Origin of the sequence: Bacillus sp. 2CMS4F, assembly GCF_023161785.1 — a bacterium.
In the GTDB taxonomy this organism is placed as follows: domain Bacteria; phylum Bacillota; class Bacilli; order Bacillales; family Bacillaceae; genus Bacillus; species Bacillus halotolerans.
Genome location: NZ_JALNTO010000002.1, coordinates 593,061 through 614,535, shown reverse-complemented (window position 1 = coordinate 614,535; position 21,475 = coordinate 593,061). Strand labels below are relative to the sequence as shown.

Below are 21,475 nucleotides of genomic sequence, written 5' to 3'. Positions count from 1 at the left end.
CATACATTATGTCTGAGAGGTGGAATGTTCGATGATATTATTTCAAAGAATTATTTTGCAGAGGCTCAATCAAGCCAGTGCTGAAGATTTATTGAAGTACTCTAAGCAATACGGAATCAGTCTGTCAAAACCGCAGGCAGTTGAAGTAGCAAACCTGTTATACGGGAAAAACGTGAATATTTTTAATGAGCAGGAACGTACGCGGCTGCTGAAACAAGTAGAATCCATTACTTCAAAAGAAACAGCCCAAACCGTTCATGAACTTTTCAAACAGTTCACAAGCTGAAAAAAGGGGGGAATTCAATCCCCCCCTTTTTTTATTGCTGTAAAATCTTTTCGAGTAATGTGTTGTCAAATTGCTTTTCTTTCAGCATTTGAATCTCAAAACGGTACGGCGGTTTTTTGTTCTTTTTATCTTCACCGACATACGGCGTTTCAAGAATTTTCGGGATGTCTTTTAACTGCTCATGATGAACGACATATTGCAATGCGTCAAACCCGATTTCCCCGAATCCAATATTTTCATGACGGTCTTTTCTCGCGCCTTTGACATTTTTGCTGTCATTGATATGGAGCACTTTGATTCTGTCAATACCGACAATTTTATCGAACTCATTCAGCACTCCGTCAAAATCTTCGACAATATTGTAGCCGGCATCATGTGTATGGCATGTGTCAAAGCATACAGATAACTGCTCATTGTGTGTCACGCCATCAATAATTTGCGCAAGCTCTTCAAAGCTTCTGCCGCATTCAGATCCTTTGCCTGCCATTGTTTCTAATGCAATCTGCACATTTTGATTCGGATCAATGACTTCATTTAAGCCTTCAATGATTTTTTTAATGCCTTCTTCGGCTCCCGCCCCAACATGAGCACCCGGGTGAAGGACGATTTGCTTCGCGCCGATAGCAGCTGTCCGCTCAATTTCAGAGCGGAGAAAATCAACACCAAGCTCAAAAGTAGCCGGATTGGTCGTATTGCCAATATTAATAATATAAGGCGCGTGTACGATAATCTCGTCGATCCCGTTTTCCTGCATGTGAGCGCGGCCGGCTTCTATATTTAAGTCTTCAATTTTTTTTCGGCGCGTATTTTGCGGCGCACCTGTATAAATCATAAACGTGTTCGCCCCGTAAGAGACTGCTTCCTGACTCGCAGCCAGAAGCATATGTTTCCCGCTCATAGAGACGTGTGAACCTATTCTCAACAACCGGTTCCCCTACTTTCTTTTTTTAGATTGATTTCTTCGCTGTTTTTTCTTAATTTTCTCCATCTCGTAGCTCATTTTCTTTTTATATCCCGGCTTAACCTTCTTCGGCTTTTTCACGAGACGATGGGCGATTTCATCTGCTTCGTTTGGCGTCTTTTTACGCTTTTGGCGGCGCTGGCGGTCATCGCCTTTTTTCCATTCACCTTTTTCAATCTCCAGGTAATCAAACTCAATGCCCATTTTCTCAAGCTTCACCAATGCATCCTCATCAGAAAGCTCATAAATGGTCATGGCCTGTCCTGAAGAACCCGCGCGCGCTGTTCTGCCCACACGGTGAACATAGAAATCAAGATCATCAGGCAGCTCATAGTTGATGACATGGCTGACACCTTTAATATCAATGCCTCTTGCGGCGAGGTCAGTTGCAATTACATAAGTGAATTCCAAATCATTAATCTGCTTCATGACTTTTTTCCGCTCACGAGGCGTTAAGCCGCCGTGCAGAAGTCCGATTTTCATACCTTTGCCCATCAAATATTTGGCAATATGGTCGGCAGTGTTTTTCGTATTGGCAAACACAATGCCTAAGTATGGGTTCAGATTAGACATGATATCGAAAAGGAGCTTGTCCTTATCACGGTGCTTTGAAGGAATAAGAATATGCTCAATTTTCGCAGCAGTGACCTGTTTCGGCTCCACGTGGGCATATTTCGGGTTTTCCATATATTTTTTCAAAAACGGTTTCAGCTTTTCCGGAATTGTTGCAGAGAACACAAGCATCTGCAGATCCTCTGGCATACGTGAACCAATGTAATCAACGTCTGCAAGGAATCCCATATCCAGCATTAAATCCGCTTCATCAATAACAAGAGATTCAGCTTTATGAACACTTAATGCCTGTTCTTTGATTAAATCCGCAATCCGTCCAGGCGTTCCGACGACTAGATGCGGCTGCGTTTTCAGTTTATCAATGGCTTTCTGCTTATCTGTTCCTCCGATAAAACATTTCGAACGGATCGAATCGCCTTCTGCACCCTGCGTGATTTTCAGCGCTTCCTGATAAATCTGGTTGGCAAGCTCGCGCGTCGGAGCCGTGATGACCACCTGAACGACATCCTTAGCAGGATCAATTTTATTTAACAAAGGAAGCAAGTAAGCGTGAGTCTTTCCGGTTCCCGTCTGAGACTGTCCGATGACGCTTTCTTTTTTTAATACAGCAGGAATCAGCCTTTTTTGAATATCAGTCGGTTCATAAAAACCAAGGCGATGTACTGCATCTATAATAAACGGTTTCAATTCATACACATCAAATTTAGTTTCTTTCATTTTTCCCAGCTCCTTAAAGCGGCACATTATGTGTCCATCATCACATTATACCCGATTTACCTTAAAAACACCACGTTTGGAAGGCGTTTGTTTTATTCAGATAAGGAAAGCAAATACCGAAACCCATGCATATTGTAATAGCAGAGAGAGCTGAAAGGAGGTACAAGTATGTTTTCACAGCAGCAGCCAATGAGAAACTATCCGCAGCCCGGTCCGCCCCGCCCTATGCAAAACCAGCGCATGATGGGAAGAACAGCGCCTGAAATGCGAAGACCTTCATTTGGTCCGCCGCAGCAAGGTTTCCAGCAATCAGGGCAGCAATTTCTTCCTCAGCCAAACGCCGGAGCAAGAAATGGGGCGGGCACAGGCTTAAAAGGGATGCTGTCCAAATTTCTGCCCGGCGCAGGAGGCACAGGGGCCCCCGGAGCAGCCGCAGGCGGAGGAGCAGGTCTGCAAGGCATTCAAAATCTCGCTAATCCGGCATCGTTATCCAGTATGCTCAACAATGTGCAAAAAGTGCTCGGCATGGCGCAGCAAGTCACCCCTATGATCCAGCAGTACGGACCCTTAGTCCGCAATCTGCCGGCAATGATAAAGCTTTACAGTCAATTAAGCAAAAACGATGATACAGAGGGCACTGAAGAAGAAACGAAGACAGAATCGGAAGAAAGTGCAGAAACAGAAAAGAAAACTGCGTCCAGCGACTCTGCCGAAAAGAAAAAATCAAAAGCAAGCAGTTCATCACCTGCAAAAAAAACAGAAGCACCGGACTTGAAGGAACAAGAATCAAAAACATCTGTCTCAAAGAAAAATGAAACGCCCTCTCCTTCCTCGAAAAAAACATCAGGCAGTTCAAAGCCGAGATTATATATTTAACATTCTTTGATATCTGGAGTGAGTTTGGCTATAATGGAGATCAGAAGAATGCAAGATTAGAGCCGTTTGATTACGGCTTTTTATATTGCCTTTACTCACTTCTGTATTGGAGGACAACCGAAAATGGACGTAATTAAAATTTCGCCGCGCGGCTATTGCTATGGTGTTGTTGACGCTATGGTAATCGCTAAAAACGCGGCACTGGATAAAAGCTTGCCAAGACCCATTTATATACTCGGGATGATTGTTCATAATAAACACGTCACTGATGCGTTTGAGGAAGATGGCATTTATACATTGGACGGCGCTAATCGACTGGACATCCTGAAGCAGGTTGACAAAGGAACTGTCATTTTCACAGCGCACGGCGTTTCTCCCGAGGTTAGACGAATCGCCGAAGAAAAAGGATTAGTCGCAATAGATGCTACATGTCCGGATGTAACGAAAACCCATAATTTAATCTTAGAAATGAAAGAAAAAGGATACCACGTAATCTATATCGGCAAAAAAGGCCATCCGGAGCCGGAAGGAGCGGTTGGCGTTGCGCCTGATATCGTTCACTTGGTTGAAACGCCGGAAGATGTCAAAAATCTCGATATCCAAGCTGAAAAATTGATCGTAACAAACCAAACGACAATGTCTCAATGGGATGTTCACGATATTATGGAGCTTGTGAAGGAAAAATATCCTCACGTTGAATATCACCAAGAGATTTGCCTGGCTACCCAGGTACGGCAGGAAGCTGTATCGGAACAGGCGAAAAAAGCGGACTTAACGATCGTTGTCGGCGACCCGAAAAGCAACAATTCAAACCGGCTCGCTCAAGTGTCAGAGGAAATAGCCGGCACAAAAGCGTACCGAATCGGCGATCTAAGCGAATTAAAACTGGAATGGCTTAAAGGCGTAAATACCGTCGCCGTTACTGCCGGAGCTTCAACACCGACACCGATCACCAAAGAAGTGATTCGCTTTTTAGAACAGTTCGATCATGAAAACCCATCAACTTGGACAATCGAACACAATGTTCCGCTCAAAAAAATCCTTCCGAAAGTGAAAGCAAAAAACTGAGGCCCTCACAGCCTCAGTTTTTTTATAGAAAAGTAAATGGATTTGTATCCGTTTCGGAAATAAAGATATTGACGTCTACTTTTTTATCCTTACACATTGACGTCAGTTTTTTTGTGACGCCTTCTTTCATGATTTTTTCAGCGTAATGGCCTGGATCAATGACATTCAGACCAAGCATCATCGCATCATGGGCAACATGGAAATATAGATCACCTGTAACGTAAACATCTGCGCCTTTTCGTTTTGCCTGGTGGATATACTTGTTCCCGTCTCCTCCGAGAACAGCTACTTTCTTCACCATGCTGTCAGCCTGTCCCACCATTCTGACGCCGTTCACTTGAAGCTTGTCTTTCACAAACAAAGCGAATTCCTGAAGCGTCATTTCATTTTTAAGTGTTCCGACACGGCCTAGCCCTTTTTCAGCTGGTGACTGTTCGACAGGATAAACATCATAAGCCACTTCTTCATATGGATGGCTTTTTATCATTGCGTTTATAACGGCTTTTTCTATGCTTTTAGGAAACACAGTCTCCAGTCTGACTTCATGAACGAGCTCAAGCTCTCCTACCTCTCCGATAAAGGGCTGTGCGCCGTCCAGTGGCTTAAAGCTGCCAATGCCCTCAGATGAAAACGCACAATGGCTGTACTCACCGATATGGCCTGCCCCCGCATTTCCCAGTGCTCCTCTGACCTGCTCCTCATATTCTTTCGGCACGTATACGACCAGCTTTTTAAGAGGATCGGTATAAGTAGGGGCCAATACTTCAGTTTCACTCAGCTCCAAGGCCTCAGCAAGCAGATCATTTACGCCGCCGTCAGCAACATCTAAGTTAGTATGAGCCGCATAGACAGCAATATCATGCTTCAAACACTTTTCAATCAGCCTTCCGCCGGGCTGATCAGTTGAAATATGCTTTAGCGGCCGGAAAATAGGAGGGTGGTGCGCAATGATTAAATCAACATCTTTTTCAATCGCTTCATCGACGACGCTTTCCAATACATCCAGCGTAACCATCACATTTTTAACCGGTTTATTTAAACTGCCGATTTGCAGACCGATTTTATCGCCCTCAACTGCATAAGCTTTCGGAGAAAATTGTTCAAACAGCTGGATGACTTGCTGTCCGTTTACCGTTTTAGCCATGATCGATAACCTCCTTTAATAGCTTCATTCGATCGGTTAGTTCCTTCAATTTCTGTTTGTTATCTTCAGATGTTGCAGCACGGCTGATCTGTTCATATATATTTTGAGTATGCTGAAGCTCTTGTGTCCATTTTTTCAAAAATACAGCATTCTTTTCTTTTGCCAAAAATGGGCCTACGAGCATTCCGGCGAGCAAAGAAATTCCGACATAAGCTGCATCTCTGTCTCCGGCTTCGGCCACTAGCACCTCATAGCACTTTCCGTCTTCGTCAAGAATCACTTCATCAATAAGTGCGTATCCTTCTTTATACAGCCACTCTCTAATATGAACGGCATGAATATTCGGCTGTAAAATAAGCCGTTCTTCACCTGTCAGTTTTTCTTTGCCTGCTTCTAAAATATGAGCGATCAGTGACCCGCCCATACCGGCAATTGTTATGGCGTCAGCCTCACCTTTCTGAAGCACTTCCAGGCCGTCTCCTTGCCTTACCGTTATGTGTGCGCTTAAGCCCGATTTTTCGACCTGCCGTTTGGCAGACAAGAATGGACCGTCTGTTATTTCTCCAGCAATAGCTTTGCTGGCTTTATGATTCAGCACCGCATAACAGGGAAGGTAAGCATGGTCAGAACCAATATCCGCTACTACTGCTCCATCCGGTATGTACTCCGCTACTGTTTGTAATCGTTTTGATAATTTTAATTCGTTCACTAGTCATCACAACTTTTCTCAATCATTTTTTCCTTTTCTATCATATAAAAAATCAGCCCGGAATCCAAGCTGAGCGAATGAATTTCAGTTTATTTCTTTGCAGGAACAACATCAAGTATGGGATGACGGACAAAAATAAAAGGCTGTCGAGAACATCTCGGCGGCCTGAGAACGTATAAGGAGAAAGATACATCCTTTATTTAATTTTAGACACCCATTCTGCCATATCATCAAGCTTATCAGCCGGAACAAGACCAGAAGGCATTCCATTACCGCCTTTTTCAATCTTTGTTTTGATTTCAGCGACATCCTTCTTATCCCCTACACCTTTTAAACTCGGACCCGAAACTCCTTCATAATTTTCCCCGTGACACGAGATACAATTCGCCTTGTAAATATCTTCCGGTGAAGCGTTTGCATCATCTTTTTCAGCAGACTTGCTTTCTCCACCGCTCGCAATCTCGCGAGAGTCATCAAGCCCCTTTATTGATAAAAAGAAAGTCAGACCAATTCCTAAAACAGCGATCAGTAAAAATGGAATAAGCGGATTCCATTTCATTTCCCTTCCCCCTTTATGATCCTTCCCCCTATGTAAACACTTCTAATTCTAACTTATTTTTACAAAAAGTAAATGGATTGGCATACAAAAGTTTTTTATTCACACTTTATACAAAATTGAATCAAAACATGCCTATTTCTCTAACATTCCTTTTATTCTATTGTATAATGTATTGTATACGCTTACAATAGAAAATATGGATTGGTATATTGAAATTTTTCATCACAATGTTCATTTGCAAATGACATCATTTTTCAGTAAAATAAAGGCATATTATCCATATATCTTTTTAAAAAAAGAAGAACGGATCTGCAAGACCCGTTCCATCTTATTCTAGAAAATCTTTCAAACGTTTACTTCTGCTAGGATGTCTTAGTTTCCGCAGCGCTTTCGCTTCGATTTGTCGAATACGCTCTCTCGTAACTCCAAATACCTTGCCGACCTCTTCCAATGTTCTTGTACGTCCGTCATCAAGACCGAATCGAAGCCGCAATACATTTTCTTCACGATCTGTTAACGTATCAAGCACGTCTTCAAGCTGCTCTTTCAATAGCTCGTATGCCGCGTGATCTGAAGGTGAAGTAGCCTCTTGATCTTCGATAAAATCACCAAGATGGGAATCATCCTCTTCACCAATCGGTGTTTCAAGGGACACTGGCTCTTGTGCTATTTTTAAGATTTCACGTACTTTTTCAGGTGTTAAATCCATGTCTTCCGCAATTTCTTCAGGTGTTGGCTCTCTGCCTAAGTCTTGCAATAGCTGACGCTGTACGCGGATTAATTTATTAATGGTTTCAACCATATGAACGGGGATCCGGATCGTTCTCGCCTGATCGGCAATGGCGCGTGTAATCGCCTGTCTGATCCACCACGTAGCATACGTACTGAATTTATAACCCTTACGGTAATCAAATTTCTCAACGGCTTTCATCAGACCCATGTTACCTTCTTGGATCAGGTCAAGGAATAGCATTCCGCGTCCGACGTACCGTTTGGCGATGCTGACAACAAGCCGCAGGTTCGCTTCAGCCAATCTGCGTTTGGATTCTTCATCACCTTCTTCAATTTTTTGCGCATAGGCGATTTCTTCCTTTGCAGAAAGAAGGTTAACCCGGCCGATTTCCTTTAAATACATACGAACTGGGTCATTGATTTTGACACCAGGCGGTACACTTAGGTCATTAAGGTCAAATTCTTCTTCGGCTTTGGCAAGCTGCTGAATATTAGGATCTTCTGTTTCTTCATTCTCACTAATTAATTCAACACCTTGTTCACCTAAAAATTCATAATACTCATCCATTTGGTCTGATTCAATCTCAAAGCTGGACATACGCTCAGCAATTTCTTCATATGTCAAAACGCCACGTTTTTTACCAGACTCGGTTAATTGTTCTTTCACTTGGTCGAATGTTAATTCAGTTTCGTGGGTTTGTTTATCAGCCATTATGGATCCCTCCTTCCAAAGCTTGCAACGAATTCTAAAAGCGGTATGATTCTTATTCGGTCCATTCAGGCGTTTTCTATGTGAACTGCCTTTAACAATGTGCGAATAATGAAATGACAATTCATGATGAGGTCAAGCGATCTATTTGCTCCTCCGCAAGGAATCATTGCCAATGAAAGCTCCTCATCAGTTGTCCCGGTTATTTTAAAGATCGGTTCAAAGTAACGATTTCTTGAGCCAGAGATGCCGCTCTCAAAAAATCTTTTTGCCTTTCGGCTTCGGCTCTTTCCGCCTCTTTTTCTTTTATCATTGACCATTTTCTGTGATTCAACACTTTTTTCACATAATCTGATAACTCGGCCTCGCTGAGTTCTTGATTAATCTGAAGCATTAAAATATCAGACAGTACCTGGCTTATATGATCATCCGTCACCCTGGCCATAAGGTGCTGAGGCGTCAGCTCGGCACCCTCTTCATAAAAAGCGTACAGATAGGCGGCCAAAGCGCGGTGTTCATCAATATTAAATTCAAACCCGACCCGGTCAATGACTTTTTTTATGACGCCCCTGTCACGAAGCATATGCGCCAGTAAAAGCCTTTCTGCATTTTCATACGCCGGGCGCAGCCGTTTTTGCCTTGCCTTAGTTGTCAGATGCGCTCTTCTTGTTTTCGTTTCACCGCTGCTGTCAGCAGGTTTGTTTTGCCTGCCGAATACAGTCAGCTGCTCAGTTAATGACTCCTGGGAAATCGAAAATTCGGAAGCAAGCTGTTTCACGTAGACTTCCTGTTCAAGTGATCCTGACAGCGCGCTGATTTCTTTAAGTACTTCTTTAATGTAGGCTAATCGATCGCCTTCATCGGACAGGTTCTTTCCTTTCCGGAAATATTGCATTTTAAACGCCATTACCGTAACGCTTGCATCGACAATGTCGTTTTTGAATTTTTCTCCGCCGTACTGTTTAATGTAATCGTCAGGGTCCAATCCGTCAGGGATCATTGCGACTCTGACTTTACAATCTTTTTTCTGAAGAAGCTCTGCAGCTTTCAAGGTGGCTTCATATCCGGCTTTATCAGAGTCATAGCAAAGAATGATTTCCTCCACGTTTCTTCTCAGAATCTTTACATGATCATCTGTCAGAGACGTGCCCATCGTCGCTATACTCTCTTTTACGCCTGAGTTTACCGCTGATATGACATCAGCGAATCCCTCGAATAAGACAGCTCTTTCCTGCTTTCTGATATGAAGGCGGGCCTTGTGAAAATGATAAAGCAGCTTGCTTTTATGAAAAAGCGGCGTTTCCGGACTGTTCATATATTTTGGCTGCTGGCTGCCAAGCGCTCGGCCTGAGAAAGCCACAACAGCTCCATGATGGTCATGGATCGGAAACATGATCCGGTTTCTGAAACGGTCAAAATATCCGCTTCCGTCTTCGCGTCTGATTAGCAGACCCGCTTTTTCCATTTGTGTTTCACTGAAGCCCCGCTTGACGAGAAATTTTGTTATGAAATCCCAAGAATCAAGAGCATAGCCGATCTGAAATTCATCAATCAGCTCTTTTGTAAACCCTCTTGCAAGCAAATAATCCAGCGCTTCTTGACCTTCTTTTGTATTTATTAACAAATGATGGTAAAATTTCTTCAGAAGCTCATGAGCCTCCGCCATTTTTTGTTCTCCGGAGGATTCTGGCCGGACTGCGGTGTGAACCGTTATATCATCTGGAAAATCAATGTGGTATTTGTCCGCAAGGTGGGAAACCGACTCAGCAAACGAATAGCCCTCCATCTGCCTCAAAAAAGAGAAAACATTGCCGCCCGCTCCGCAGCCGAAGCAATGAAAAATCTGTTTGTCTGGCGATACGGAAAACGAAGGTGTGCTTTCTCCGTGAAAAGGACAGAGTCCAAAGTAGTTTCGGCCTTGCTTCTTTAATTGAACATAATCACCTATGACTTCAACGATATCTGCCGACTTTTGCACCTTGTCTACAATTTCATCTGGTATCCGATTTCCCATCTTATAACACTCCGTCGTACATTATTCGATGTTTTAGTGCAAAATCCCTTCATCGTTCGACAGGATTTTTTGCAGCAGTGTAACAAATCGTTCTCGATCTTCATGATTCAATTTTTTAGGCCCTTTGGCATATATGCCTTTTCTCCTTTGTTTGCCGGAAACATGACGGCCTTCAAGGGCAAAATCAATCGTATCTTCCTTGTAAAGACGCCCTCTCTCCGACATGACGGTGACATTCCTGTTCACAAGCAGGGATGCTAAACCAATATCCTGCGTCACCACGACATCTCCCGGTTTTACATGATTTGCGATATATAAATCAGCAGCTTCTTTATGAGGATCAACATACTTCCATTTTTCTTCCTGACTTCTGGAAAGCTGGTAATGTTCAAATGAAGCGACAAAAAGAACTTGAACTTCATAATCGGATGCTGTTTGTAAAATTTCATCTTTTACGGGACAAGCATCAGCATCGACAAAAATCGTCTTTTCTTTTTCATTAAGAAGAGTAATTCTCCATCCCTCCATTAAACTCCTGCATAAAAGCAAGCAAAATCGCACACCCTGCAAAAATGCGGGTGTATATGAATTTGTCGAAAAATTTCCGGGAGAAATTCTTGACATCTTACCCATAATAGTTTATTCGTATCACACTAACCTTAAACCTAAAATTAATCATTTTATCACAATTTTTTATTATAATACAAACTTCACAAAGATGCTATTGTTTTTCATTATTCCCTTTTGGCAAAGTCAAAAACCCAGGATAGAGCGTCCTGAGTTACATGTTTTTCGTTTTGAGATGATGGATAATATTTGCTGTTTCTTCTACTGCTTTATTTGAAACATCTACAACCTGGCAGCCGATTCGATCCACGATCTTTTCGAAATATTCCAGTTCCTCTTTAATTCTGTTGATATTTGCATAGATGGCCTTGTCATTGAGGCCAAGCGATTTTAACCGTTCTTTTCTGATATGATTCAGTTTATCCGGACTAATCTTCAGGCCGATGCATTTTTTCGGGTCAACATTAAAGAGCTCTTCCGGCGGGTCAACCTCCGGAACAATCGGAACATTGGCAACCTTCAGCCGCTTGTGGGCAAGATATTGAGATAACGGTGTTTTAGAGGTTCTCGATACACCGATCAAAACGATATCAGCTTTTAAAATGCCTCGTGGGTCACGCCCATCATCGTATTTAACAGCAAATTCAATCGCTTCGACCTTTTTGAAATAATCTTCATCAAGCTGGCGGACCCGTCCCGGTTCATATTTCGCCGTTAAACCGTAGGCTGTTTCCATTTTATCAATTAACGGGCCGATAATATCATAATATAAAACATTTGCTTTTTCCGCTTCGGCAATCAAATATTCTCTTATTTCCGGCACCACAAGTGTAAAACAGATAATGCCTCCATCTGCTTTTGCAAGTGAAATCACTTCATTGATAGTGCCAATGTCTTCAACATAAGGAATTCTTCTTACATGTGTATCATCCGCTGAGCCGTTAAATTGGCTTAATGCAGCTTTGACTACCAATTCGGCCGTTTCACCGACGGAATCCGATACAACATAGATGATGCGGTTATTCATATTATCCCCCCGTTAGTCTGCGCTCTTATAGGATTTCATTTTCTGATAAACTGACAAGTATTTTGGTCATATTCGTTTTCGTCACTCTGCCGATCACTTCATATCCTTTATCGGTATCTTTGATGACAGGCAGCGCATCGATTTGTTTTTCAATTAAGTGCTTTGCAATGTCCATCACATAATCCTCGCGTCTGCACACTGTAATATTCGGCATTCTAGTCATAATAATGTGCACAGGGACAGAAGTAAGCTCCTGCTGGCCGATGCTGGCTCGTAGTAAATCCTTTCGTGAAAGCACTCCGACTAAAACAGCATCACGGTCCACTACAAACAGAGTACCTACATCTTCTAAAAACATGGTGCAAATCGCATCATATACAGAAACGTTCTCGTGAATAACGACGGGGATAGATTGAAAGTCTTTCACCTGAAGCTTTTTCAGTTTATCTGCCAAAAGCTGCGTGCCGGTTTTTCCAGTATAGAAATAACCGACTCTCGGGCGCGCCTCAAGGAAACCTGACATGGTGAGTATGGCTAAATCCGGACGCAGTGTTGCTCTCGTTAAATTCAGCTGTTCGGCAATATGCTCCCCTGTAATCGGTCCGTTTTCTTTTACAATCTGCAAAATATGTTCTTGCCGTTTATTTAGTTCGATCGTACTCACCACCTTTTCACTTCGTATCTATGTAAAGAAATAATAAACCATATTATAACGTAAATGCTTTGTAATCAAACAAAAAAACTTTCAAATGGGGAAAAGACGATTACCGATCCCACAGCAACCGCCTTTTCTTTCTTTATTTTACAATAAGGGCATTCATATTAGCAAAGGACTTGATCTGATCCGCCAAGCTTACCATTTGCGCTAATCGGTTTGCCTTTAATGTCTCGTTATCAGCAATAACCATCGTATGGTCGAAATAAGCATCAATCGGTTCCTTCAAGGCCGCAAGGGAAGAAAGTGCCGCCTCATAATCCTTTTTGCTGAAGCTTTCCTGCAGATTTTGTTTAGCAGCTTGATAAGCTTCGTACAGCTTCGCTTCGTATTCATTTTCAAACAAATCAGGCTGAATTTCCGCGCGAACTCCTTTTTTGCTGATAGAGATCACTCGGCCTAAAGCTTCTGCTGTTTCCTTAAAGCCTGGCGCACCCAATTTTTGTTCCAGCACTTGCGCTTTGTGGAGCGCCGAATATGGCTCAAGCTCAGAGCTTTCCAGCACGGCATCTATTACATCATGTCTGATCTGCTCCGCATTTAAGACGTATTTTAGACGCTGAGTGAAGAAATCTAACAGTTCGGTTTCTTTTTCGGTTTGTACGAAAGTCAGCAGTTCTTCAAACGAAATGCCCCAGTTCCGGTCAAGCAGAATAGCGACAATACCGCTCGCTTGGCGGCGCAAGCCGTAAGGATCCTGTGAACCAGTCGGAATGACGCCAATAGAGAAGAAGGATGCGATTGTATCCAGCTTATCCGCCATGGCAACTACCGCCCCAGTGAAAGTGGAAGGCGTTTCTCCGCCTGCAGATCTAGGCATATAGTGTTCGTTGACAGCTGCGGCTACAGCATCATGTTCGCCAAGCATTTTCGCATACTTTTCACCCATAATTCCTTGAAGCTCAGGGAACTCATATATCATATGTGTCACAAGGTCAAATTTAGAAATTTCAGCAGCACGTTTCACATATTTTAATGTATCTTCATCAGCTTGAAGACGGACAGCAAGCTTCTCTGCGATCGCTGTTACTCTTCTTACCTTATCAGCGAGAGAGCCAAGCTCTTCATGGAACACAATGTTTTCGAGCTTCTTTACATTTTCATCAATGTTCAGTTTCTGGTCTTCCTTGTAGAAGAAGGAAGCATCTGATAAACGCGCACGCAGCACTTTTTCATTGCCTCGCGCGACATTTTCGATCGCGTGGCTGTTTCCGTTACGGACTGTGATAAAGTAAGGCAGCAAATCTCCGTTTTTGTCTTTAACAGGGAAATAGCGCTGATGCTCTTTCATTGTCGTTACAAGCACTTCCTCAGGAATGGACAGAAACTCAGATTCAAATGACCCGTAAAGAGCCGTCGGATATTCTACTAAATGATTGACCTCATCAAGGAGGTCCTCGTCAACCGGAATACTCCAATTGTTTTCTTCGGCCATTGCTTCCAGCTGCGATTGAATCATGTGTTTGCGAACATTTGGATCAGCAATAACATGCTGCTGTTTCAGCTGTTCTTCATAACTTGAAGGTGATTCAATAGACACTTCATGCCCGAGGAACCGGTGCCCCTGTGTCGTCCGGCCTGACTCAACATTTGTGATTGCAAACGGAATGACATCCTGGCCAAATAAAGCGACAATCCATTTAATCGGTCGGATATAACGCAGATCTTCATTTCCCCATCTCATGTTTTTCGGGAAATGGAGGCTTGTAATTAAGCTGTTCAGTTCAGGCAGAAGCGTTTTGGTTTCTTGTCCTGCTTGGAATTTTTGCACAAAAACATATTCCGTGCCTTTTATTTCTTTCATATACAAGTCTTCCACGCTGGCACCTTGACCTTTTGAAAACCCAATCGCCGCTTTTGTCCAGTTGCCGTCAGCATCAAGGGCAATTTTTTTTGCAGGCCCTTTTGCTTCTTCTTTTATATCATCCTGCTTTTCTGCTACACCCTTTACTAAAACAGCAAGGCGTCTCGGTGTATTAAAAAGCTTCACTTCACCGTGTGCAATATTTTTTTCTGCAAGCCAGCCTGTCAGCTTTTCACCAAGCTGAACCATGCTTTCATTCAAAAAGCGCGCCGGCATTTCCTCTAATCCGATCTCTAAAAGTAAATCCTGTTTACTCATGAGAAGAACCCTCCCCTTTAAGCATTGGGAACCCTAGTTTTTCTCGTTCCTCATAATAGGTTTTTGCGACTTTTCTTGCTAAATTCCGCACTCTTCCGATATAGCCTGTCCGCTCTGTAACAGAGATTGCCCCTTTGGCATCAAGAAGGTTGAATGTGTGCGAGCATTTAAGCACGTAGTCATATGCGGGATGCACAAGACCGTTATCCATTTGCTTGATCGCTTCTTTTTCATACGTGCTGAATAATTGGAACAGCATATCAACGTCAGATGTTTCAAATGTATAAACGGAATGCTCGTACTCAGCCATCATGAATAAATCTTTCACAGTAAACCCTGACGTCCACTCAAGATCAAATACATTTTCTTTATCCTGAATATAAGAGGCCAGACGCTCAATTCCGTATGTAATTTCCACGGAAACAGGCTTACACTCAAGTCCCCCAACCTGCTGGAAATACGTGAATTGTGTAATTTCCATCCCGTCAAGCCATACTTCCCAGCCAAGACCCGCACAGCCTAAAGACGGATTCTCCCAGTTGTCCTCAACAAAACGGATGTCATGCTCAAGCGGATCAATTCCGAGAGCGCGCAAAGAGTCTAAATACAGCTCTTGAATGTTATCAGGTGATGGTTTAATGATGACCTGAAATTGATGATGCTGATAGAGTCTGTTCGGGTTTTCTCCGTATCGGCCGTCAGCTGGGCGTCTTGACGGCTCAACGTAAGCCACTTTCCACGGCTCAGGACCGATACTGCGCAAAAATGTATACGGGCTCATCGTGCCGGCCCCTTTTTCTACATCGTATGCCTGCATGAGCACACAGCCTTCATTAGACCAATGCTTCTGCAGGGTTAGAATCATGTCTTGAATATTCATTTCAAGCACCTCCACTTTTCTTTCATAAAATTGCTGCGGCAGCAACCCAAAAACTCCCGTCTCTATGCTTGCCAGCCGCAAACATAGGGACGAGAGTTCTCCCGCGGTTCCACCCTAGTTGCTGAGAACAAAATCCCAGCCTCTTTTTTAAAATTGCTCAAGAATGCCTTTCGTTGCGCGCTCATCCTTAGCTTACACCGTCCTAAGGTCGCTTTTATGAGGTAAACGCAAGTACTTCTTTCTCTCACTGCAACATATTTTATAATAAATGATCATATAAAAAGATGGGCCATATGTCAACTTTTGTTTTCACCCATAAGATGTTTCATGCTCTCCATTTGATCTAGAAAACGCTTCGATTTCAGATAAACCCCCGAATATTCTTCGTAGTACAAGTCAATTACTTGCTTTAATTCATCTTTCGTTTCCTGTTTTAAAGACACATTGCCAATTCTTGAAAGGTCGAAGTAATAAAACAGTCTCAAAAGCCTTGCCGTTTGCGGTTTAATCGGCACCTTGTAAGGGTCTTTGTCAAAGCAGCGATGGCAAATAAAACCGTTATCGCGAACAGAAAAATGGAATGTCCCATCCTGGCTTTTACAATGCACACAGTGATTAAGCTCAGGATACAGTCCCATCACAGCAAGCATCTTCATTTGAACAATGAAGGTAATAACATCTGGGTCTGTTCCTTCGTCAAGCTGTTTAAAAGATTCTAAAATAAATTCAAACAAATAGGGATTTGGTTTTTTTTCTTCTGTGCCTTTGTCAACGAGCTCAGCAATAAAAGCTGCATATGCAGTTAAAAACAAATCCTCTCTGATGCCTCTCATGCTGAGAATCATTTCACCCTGCTGAAGGGTTCCGAGGCCTGTTGTTTTCTGCATTAGGAATGAACCATACAAAAAGGGCTGGCTGACTGCTGATAAACGGCTGTTCGGTTTTTTGGCTCCTCTGGCCATAACACCTATTTTTCCGTGTTCTCTTGTCAGTAAAGTAACAATTTTATTCGTCTCTCCGTAATCATTGGTACGAAGAACGATTCCTTCACATTTTGTCAGCATTTCCGCACCTTCCTAAAACAGGAGCGGTCAAGAGGTCTATAAAATTGGAAAATCAAATCGGGCTAGCTCATCTTCTAGTTCTTCGGGTCTTTCCATGTTCTCTTTTTCCAGTTCTTTAAAAAGAAGATACGTATCAACATTTCCTGTTTGAGAAAATACGTTCCAGGTAAAATTCAACACAAGAAACCCACCTTTCTGTAGTTAAACTAGCTTACCTAAACTCCAAATTCTTACCTTTATCTTGACCAGATGTCCTCCATTTCATGTTAAACAAAATTTGCTAATGTATCCCTGTTCATGTGAGATAATGACACAGCAAGTGATTAATATTCATCCTCTTTAAAGCCGAAGTCGCGAAGCTGGGACATTTTGTTACGCCAGTCTTTCTGCACTTTTACCCACAATTCTAGATAGACGCGAGAACCTAAGAGGGCCTCGATATCCGCTCTCGCTCTTTTTCCGACTTCTTTCAGCAGGCTGCCTTTTTTTCCGATGACAATGCCTTTTTGAGAATCCCGTTCGACCACAATTGTTGCCGCCACGTGCACGGATCCGTTGTCCTGCCCTTTAATCGATTCGATGCTTACCGCAATGCTGTGCGGGATCTCTTCCCTTGTCAGATGCAGCACCTTTTCCCTGATCAACTCAGAAATGATAAAGCGCTCCGGATGATCGGTCACCTGGTCACTCGGATAAAACTGCGGACCTTCAGGCAAATATGCTTCAATCTGCGCCAGCAATGTTTCAATGTTATTTCCCTCTAATGCAGAGATCGGAACAATTTCCTTAAAAGGATATCGCCTGCGGTATTCGTCAATTAGCAGAAGCAATTGATCAGGATGAATCTTGTCAATTTTGTTTACGATTAAGAAAACAGGTGTCGAGGTATTCTGCAGTTTCTCAATAATGAACTCGTCGCCCTTGCCATAGCCTTCCTCAGCATTGATCATAAATAAAATCAAATCGACTTCTTTTAATGTATTTTGCGCCACTTTCATCATAAAGTCCCCAAGCTTATGCTTAGGCTTATGAATTCCTGGTGTGTCAATAAAAATCGTTTGTGATGTGCCTGTCGTTAATACCCCTTGCACCTTATTTCTTGTTGTTTGGGGCTTATCACTCATGATCGCGATTTTTTGGCCGATCACTCTGTTCAAAAAAGTAGACTTCCCTACGTTTGGTCTTCCGATAATGGATACAAATCCTGATTTAAAGCTTTCGTTCGTCATGTAAATCCTCCGATGAAAATGCGCCTGGCAATAATTCTTCTGCAGTCATTTCTTGTATTTGTCCTTGTAAATTGGTCAGCACGATAATAACGTCCTTTGTGCAGAGCTCAGAAATCACCTGCCGGCAGGCTCCGCACGGTGATACTGGTCCCGGGGTGTCAGCAGCTACTGCCAGCATCTGAAACTCAGTATCGCCTTCAGAAACAGCTTTAAACAAAGCGGTACGCTCAGCGCAGTTGCACATGCTGTATGCCGCATTCTCTATATTGCAGCCTCTGTACACTTTTCCATCTTTGGTAAGAAGAGCGGCTCCTACTTTAAACTTGGAATACGGTGCATATGCCATGTCACGCGCTTTTAAAGCTTCTGTTATCAATTTCTGTCTGTTCATGTGTGCATGTTCCTCTCTTACCTATAATGGTACCGCTATCACTTTATATTTTACATAATGGCGCTCCTTTTTTCACGCCCATTTCTAAAAATGTAAAATAAATGTAAGAATTTTCAGCCATACAGCTTTGGCAAAAAAATAAGTAAACCAATAATACACGAAATCACGGCAAAAACGCAAACAGCCCCGGCAGCAGCGTCCTTAGCCGCCTTAGCAAGCGGGTGATGCTTATCTGTTACTAAATCAACCGTGTGTTCAATAGCTGTATTTAAAAGCTCCAGTGAAAGCATTCCGCCAATCAAAAGAAAAATAATAGCCCACTCTGTCAGGCTGAGATTAACGAGAAAACTGCAAATGATAACGGCGCAGGCAGCCGCGGCATGAAATTGAAAATTCCGCTCCGTCCGCGCCGTTCTCCATATGCCCCGCCCTGCGTGCACGAAGCTCATTAGGAATCGCTTCAGCTCATTTCTATGATCTCTTGAGTCCATAGGCGTCCAGCAAATCCTTTTGCTTAGTAAACATCTCCTCTTCTTCCTCTTTCGTCATATGGTCATATCCTAAAAGATGCAGGAATCCATGTACCGCTAGAAAGCCAAGCTCTCTCTTGAAAGAATGGTTATATTCTTCAGCCTGCTCTCTTGTACGATCTGCACTGATGATAATGTCACCTAGAACCGGCGGCATTTCAGCACCGACAATTTCAACTTCGTCTTCTCCCTCTTCTTCAAGAGCAAAAGAGATGACGTCTGTCGGCGTATCCTTTCCCCGATACTCTTTATTGATCTGCTGAATGTCTTCATTGGTAACGATCGTGACAGAAACCTCAGCCTGGTCCTGAACTCCTTCGCGCTCAGCGGCAAATTGAAGCAGATTTTCTACTTCTTTAAGCATCTCTTCAGAGACACTTCCGGTTTCATCTACGATATCAATCAATAAACTCATCTATTTCACCTTCTTAGTAGCCTCCGGATATTCAATCCGGGAGTGGAAAATTCCTTTTAATGTTGCACAAAGCGTTTTTGCGATTGTATCAAGCTCTTTAAATGTCAAATCGCATTCACTAAACTGTCCGTCCTGAAGCTTATCGGATATAATACCCCGGACAAGCTTTTCAATTCGTTCAGGATTTGGATTATGCATCGATCTGACAGCCGCCTCGACACTGTCTGCCACTGATATAATCGCGGCTTCTTTTGACTGCGGCTTCGGTCCCGGGTAACGAAATTCTTCCTCTGTAATCTGATCGCCTTTTTCCTTCGCTTTATAATAAAAGAATTTCAAAAGAGAGGTCCCGTGGTGCTGCTCAGCAATATCCACAAGCTCCTTTGGAAATTTATAGTTCCTCAGCATATTCGCTCCGTCAGTGGTATGCGAAATAATGATATTTTTACTGAGCTGCGGAGAAAGCTTATCATGCGGATTGTCAATATTCATTTGATTTTCAATAAAATACTGCGGCCGCTTTGTTTTTCCGAGGTCGTGATAATACGCACCGACTCTTGCAAGCAAACCATTTGCCCCTACCGCCTCGCAGGCGGCCTCTGACAAATTAGCGACCATGACGCTGTGGTGATATGTACCTGGTGTTTCTGTCAGTATTTTTCGAAGCAACGGATGGTTAGGGTTAGACAGCTCGATCAGCCTCATTGTGGACAAAATGCCGAAACCTGTCTCAAAAAACGGCATAAGCCCGATAATTAATACGGAGGAAGCGAAACCCGACACAACCCCCATCAGCATGAGCGTCCCGATTTCCAAGCCTGACAGCGCGGTGTTTTGAATCAATAATAGAGATAGAACCACAATCATATTGATAAACGCCACAAAAAGCCCGGTCTGCAAAATTTTTGATCTGCCATTGTGTTTTCCTAAAAACAAAACACCGGAAATACCGCTGATCAAATAATAAATACCAATGACATAATTAAATGTTCCTGTCACACCTTGATTAAACATCATACTTCCGCAAATCGCAAGAATGATACTTCCTAAAATAGCGATCCGTTCATTCATCAGCAGCTTGATTAAGATTGCACCGGCCGCAATGGGGACAAGATAGCCAATATTGTTATATTCCATCTTTTGAAATAAACTGACAACCTCCATAATAACAAGCAAAAGCGTTGTAATAATGGAGAATAATAGGATCGACTTGTTTTTGAATTTCAGATTTTGATTCTGTTTTTCGAAATAGTAAACGAGTGTAGCAATGAAAAGCCCGATCATAATCAAAAGGCCGCTAATCGGCTTGAACAAATTGGAGTTATTTAACAATCCGGTCAGCTCAAGCTTTCTGTACACTTCCCGATCAATGAGGTCATTTTCTTCCACGAGCACCTGCCCCTGTTTGATCTGAACCTGCTGAACATTGTCTGACGCTTCCTGGCGTTTTGCCTCTGTTGCTTTTGGATCGAAGACGTAATTCGGAATAATGGCGTAACGCCCGATTTCCGTGGCGGCTCCCAAATATTTAGACGGGATAGAATTACTCTTCAGTTCTTTTTGCACTTTATCTTTTGCTTCAGATAATTTATCCGACGGGATTTCACTGCTCATCACTGAGTTTACTGCTGTTATGACAGTATCTCTGACAAATGAAAAATCTTCATGGTCCGCCTTCAGCAAAGTCTTGATGGCATCCTCTGATATAGAATCATTCACATCTGACGTCAGCTTATTTTTCACCGACTTAATCATTGTTTTTTCTGATGGTGAACTGCTGTCTTCTTCTGCTGATTTTTTCACTTCACTGATACTGTCGAATATCGATGACACAAGATCAATTCGATTGTCTGTATAATCTTTCTTTAAGGTATATTGATCTTCGACCGCATCCTCAGCAGCTTGCTTTTTTTCCTCTGTCGCTTTTTGATCTTCCACAGTTGCCGGAGCATAAATGGTCTTGTCGCTGACTGAAAATAGGTCTAAATCAAGCGTTTCCGGCTTCACATGTACAAAAAGCAATGCGAACATAATCGCAGCCAGCAGAAGATACAGCAGTACATGCATGGAACGGGCATTTTTAAAGCCGCGCCACTTTTTTGAGCCGCTTTTGGTCTTCCCCTTCTTTTTCAACACAAGAACCTCCTCTAGAAAATCAAGCTCATAAGCAAAAATGACCCGATAACG

Annotated in this window: 22 protein-coding genes and 1 other annotated feature; of the genes, 3 read left to right on the top strand and 19 right to left on the bottom strand. The window is 42.8% G+C overall.

The window, feature by feature from the left end:
- Positions 1 to 31: 31 nt before the first annotated feature.
- Positions 32 to 286, top strand: a complete 255-nt coding sequence (locus MTN95_RS06740; protein ID WP_105953600.1) for a DUF2624 domain-containing protein — start codon at positions 32 to 34, stop codon at positions 284 to 286.
- 31 nt (positions 287 to 317) lie between these two features.
- Here MTN95_RS06740 and MTN95_RS06735 read toward each other — a convergent pair whose 3' ends face one another.
- Entirely contained in the window at positions 318 to 1,211 is an 894-nt protein-coding gene (locus MTN95_RS06735; RefSeq protein ID WP_105953599.1) for a deoxyribonuclease IV, read from the bottom strand.
- A 9-nt stretch (positions 1,212 to 1,220) separates the two neighbouring features.
- Positions 1,221 to 2,537 carry a DEAD-box ATP-dependent RNA helicase CshB gene (gene cshB / locus MTN95_RS06730; RefSeq protein WP_105953598.1) on the bottom strand — a complete coding sequence of 439 codons (1,317 nt, stop codon included), beginning with the start codon at positions 2,535 to 2,537 and terminating at the stop codon, positions 1,221 to 1,223.
- 168 nt (positions 2,538 to 2,705) lie between these two features.
- Here cshB and vrrA point away from each other — a divergent pair, with 168 nt between their 5' ends.
- Both vrrA and MTN95_RS06720 read left to right on the top strand, forming a co-directional pair.
- Positions 2,706 to 3,413, top strand: coding sequence for a VrrA/YqfQ family protein (gene vrrA, locus MTN95_RS06725; protein WP_105953597.1), 708 nt, complete (start codon positions 2,706 to 2,708; stop codon positions 3,411 to 3,413).
- Positions 3,414 to 3,536: 123 nt separating this feature from the next.
- Positions 3,537 to 4,481, top strand: a complete 945-nt coding sequence (locus tag MTN95_RS06720; RefSeq protein WP_105990428.1) for a 4-hydroxy-3-methylbut-2-enyl diphosphate reductase — start codon at positions 3,537 to 3,539, stop codon at positions 4,479 to 4,481.
- Positions 4,482 to 4,503: 22 nt separating this feature from the next.
- Here the strand turns inward: MTN95_RS06720 and MTN95_RS06715 are convergent, their stop codons facing one another.
- The 17 genes from MTN95_RS06715 to pgpH all read right to left on the bottom strand — a co-directional run bounded on the left by MTN95_RS06715 (position 4,504) and on the right by pgpH (position 21,424).
- Positions 4,504 to 5,625, bottom strand: a complete 1,122-nt coding sequence (locus tag MTN95_RS06715) for a Nif3-like dinuclear metal center hexameric protein (RefSeq protein WP_024122080.1) — start codon at positions 5,623 to 5,625, stop codon at positions 4,504 to 4,506.
- Entirely contained in the window at positions 5,618 to 6,286 is a 669-nt protein-coding gene (gene trmK / locus MTN95_RS06710) for a tRNA (adenine(22)-N(1))-methyltransferase (protein WP_248337462.1), read from the bottom strand. Before trmK ends, MTN95_RS06715 begins: the two co-directional genes overlap by 8 nt.
- A gap of 244 nt (positions 6,287 to 6,530) precedes the next feature.
- Positions 6,531 to 6,893 carry a cytochrome c550 gene (cccA, locus tag MTN95_RS06705; protein WP_105990425.1) on the bottom strand — a complete coding sequence of 121 codons (363 nt, stop codon included), beginning with the start codon at positions 6,891 to 6,893 and terminating at the stop codon, positions 6,531 to 6,533.
- A gap of 328 nt (positions 6,894 to 7,221) precedes the next feature.
- Entirely contained in the window at positions 7,222 to 8,337 is a 1,116-nt protein-coding gene (rpoD, locus tag MTN95_RS06700) for an RNA polymerase sigma factor RpoD (protein ID WP_003226225.1), read from the bottom strand.
- A 199-nt stretch (positions 8,338 to 8,536) separates the two neighbouring features.
- A complete protein-coding gene (dnaG, locus tag MTN95_RS06695; protein ID WP_024122082.1) occupies positions 8,537 to 10,348 on the bottom strand; it encodes a DNA primase in 1,812 nt (603 codons plus the stop codon).
- Positions 10,349 to 10,381: 33 nt separating this feature from the next.
- Positions 10,382 to 10,876: a YaiI/YqxD family protein gene (locus tag MTN95_RS06690; protein WP_024122083.1), complete on the bottom strand. Its 495-nt coding sequence runs from the start codon at positions 10,874 to 10,876 to the stop codon at positions 10,382 to 10,384.
- A 253-nt stretch (positions 10,877 to 11,129) separates the two neighbouring features.
- Positions 11,130 to 11,942, bottom strand: coding sequence for a pyruvate, water dikinase regulatory protein (locus MTN95_RS06685; RefSeq protein ID WP_003237056.1), 813 nt, complete (start codon positions 11,940 to 11,942; stop codon positions 11,130 to 11,132).
- Between the two features lie 25 nt (positions 11,943 to 11,967).
- Complete coding sequence (gene ccpN / locus MTN95_RS06680; protein ID WP_024122084.1) at positions 11,968 to 12,606, bottom strand: transcriptional regulator CcpN; 639 nt, start codon at positions 12,604 to 12,606, stop codon at positions 11,968 to 11,970.
- A 133-nt stretch (positions 12,607 to 12,739) separates the two neighbouring features.
- The gene (glyS, locus tag MTN95_RS06675) at positions 12,740 to 14,779 is read right to left on the bottom strand and encodes a glycine--tRNA ligase subunit beta (protein WP_248337430.1); all 2,040 of its coding nucleotides are present in this window, start codon (positions 14,777 to 14,779) and stop codon (positions 12,740 to 12,742) included.
- Positions 14,772 to 15,659: a glycine--tRNA ligase subunit alpha gene (gene glyQ / locus MTN95_RS06670; protein WP_010334976.1), complete on the bottom strand. Its 888-nt coding sequence runs from the start codon at positions 15,657 to 15,659 to the stop codon at positions 14,772 to 14,774. The genes glyS and glyQ overlap by 8 nt, the downstream gene beginning before the upstream one ends.
- A gap of 82 nt (positions 15,660 to 15,741) precedes the next feature.
- Positions 15,742 to 15,916, bottom strand: a binding site (T-box leader).
- 39 nt (positions 15,917 to 15,955) lie between these two features.
- Complete coding sequence (gene recO, locus MTN95_RS06665) at positions 15,956 to 16,723, bottom strand: DNA repair protein RecO (RefSeq protein ID WP_105953592.1); 768 nt, start codon at positions 16,721 to 16,723, stop codon at positions 15,956 to 15,958.
- A 36-nt stretch (positions 16,724 to 16,759) separates the two neighbouring features.
- Entirely contained in the window at positions 16,760 to 16,903 is a 144-nt protein-coding gene (locus tag MTN95_RS06660; protein ID WP_024122087.1) for a YqzL family protein, read from the bottom strand.
- Between the two features lie 143 nt (positions 16,904 to 17,046).
- Complete coding sequence (gene era, locus MTN95_RS06655) at positions 17,047 to 17,952, bottom strand: GTPase Era (RefSeq protein ID WP_101864543.1); 906 nt, start codon at positions 17,950 to 17,952, stop codon at positions 17,047 to 17,049.
- Entirely contained in the window at positions 17,933 to 18,343 is a 411-nt protein-coding gene (gene cdd, locus MTN95_RS06650) for a cytidine deaminase (protein ID WP_024122088.1), read from the bottom strand. The genes era and cdd overlap by 20 nt, the downstream gene beginning before the upstream one ends.
- A 113-nt stretch (positions 18,344 to 18,456) precedes the next feature.
- Complete coding sequence (locus MTN95_RS06645) at positions 18,457 to 18,834, bottom strand: diacylglycerol kinase family protein (protein WP_248337428.1); 378 nt, start codon at positions 18,832 to 18,834, stop codon at positions 18,457 to 18,459.
- On the bottom strand, positions 18,815 to 19,288 hold the full coding sequence (ybeY, locus tag MTN95_RS06640) for an rRNA maturation RNase YbeY (protein WP_010334982.1): 474 nt from the start codon (positions 19,286 to 19,288) through the stop codon (positions 18,815 to 18,817). The genes MTN95_RS06645 and ybeY overlap by 20 nt, the downstream gene beginning before the upstream one ends.
- A complete protein-coding gene (gene pgpH / locus MTN95_RS06635) occupies positions 19,289 to 21,424 on the bottom strand; it encodes an HD family phosphohydrolase (protein ID WP_248337426.1) in 2,136 nt (711 codons plus the stop codon).
- Positions 21,425 to 21,475 lie beyond the last annotated feature (51 nt).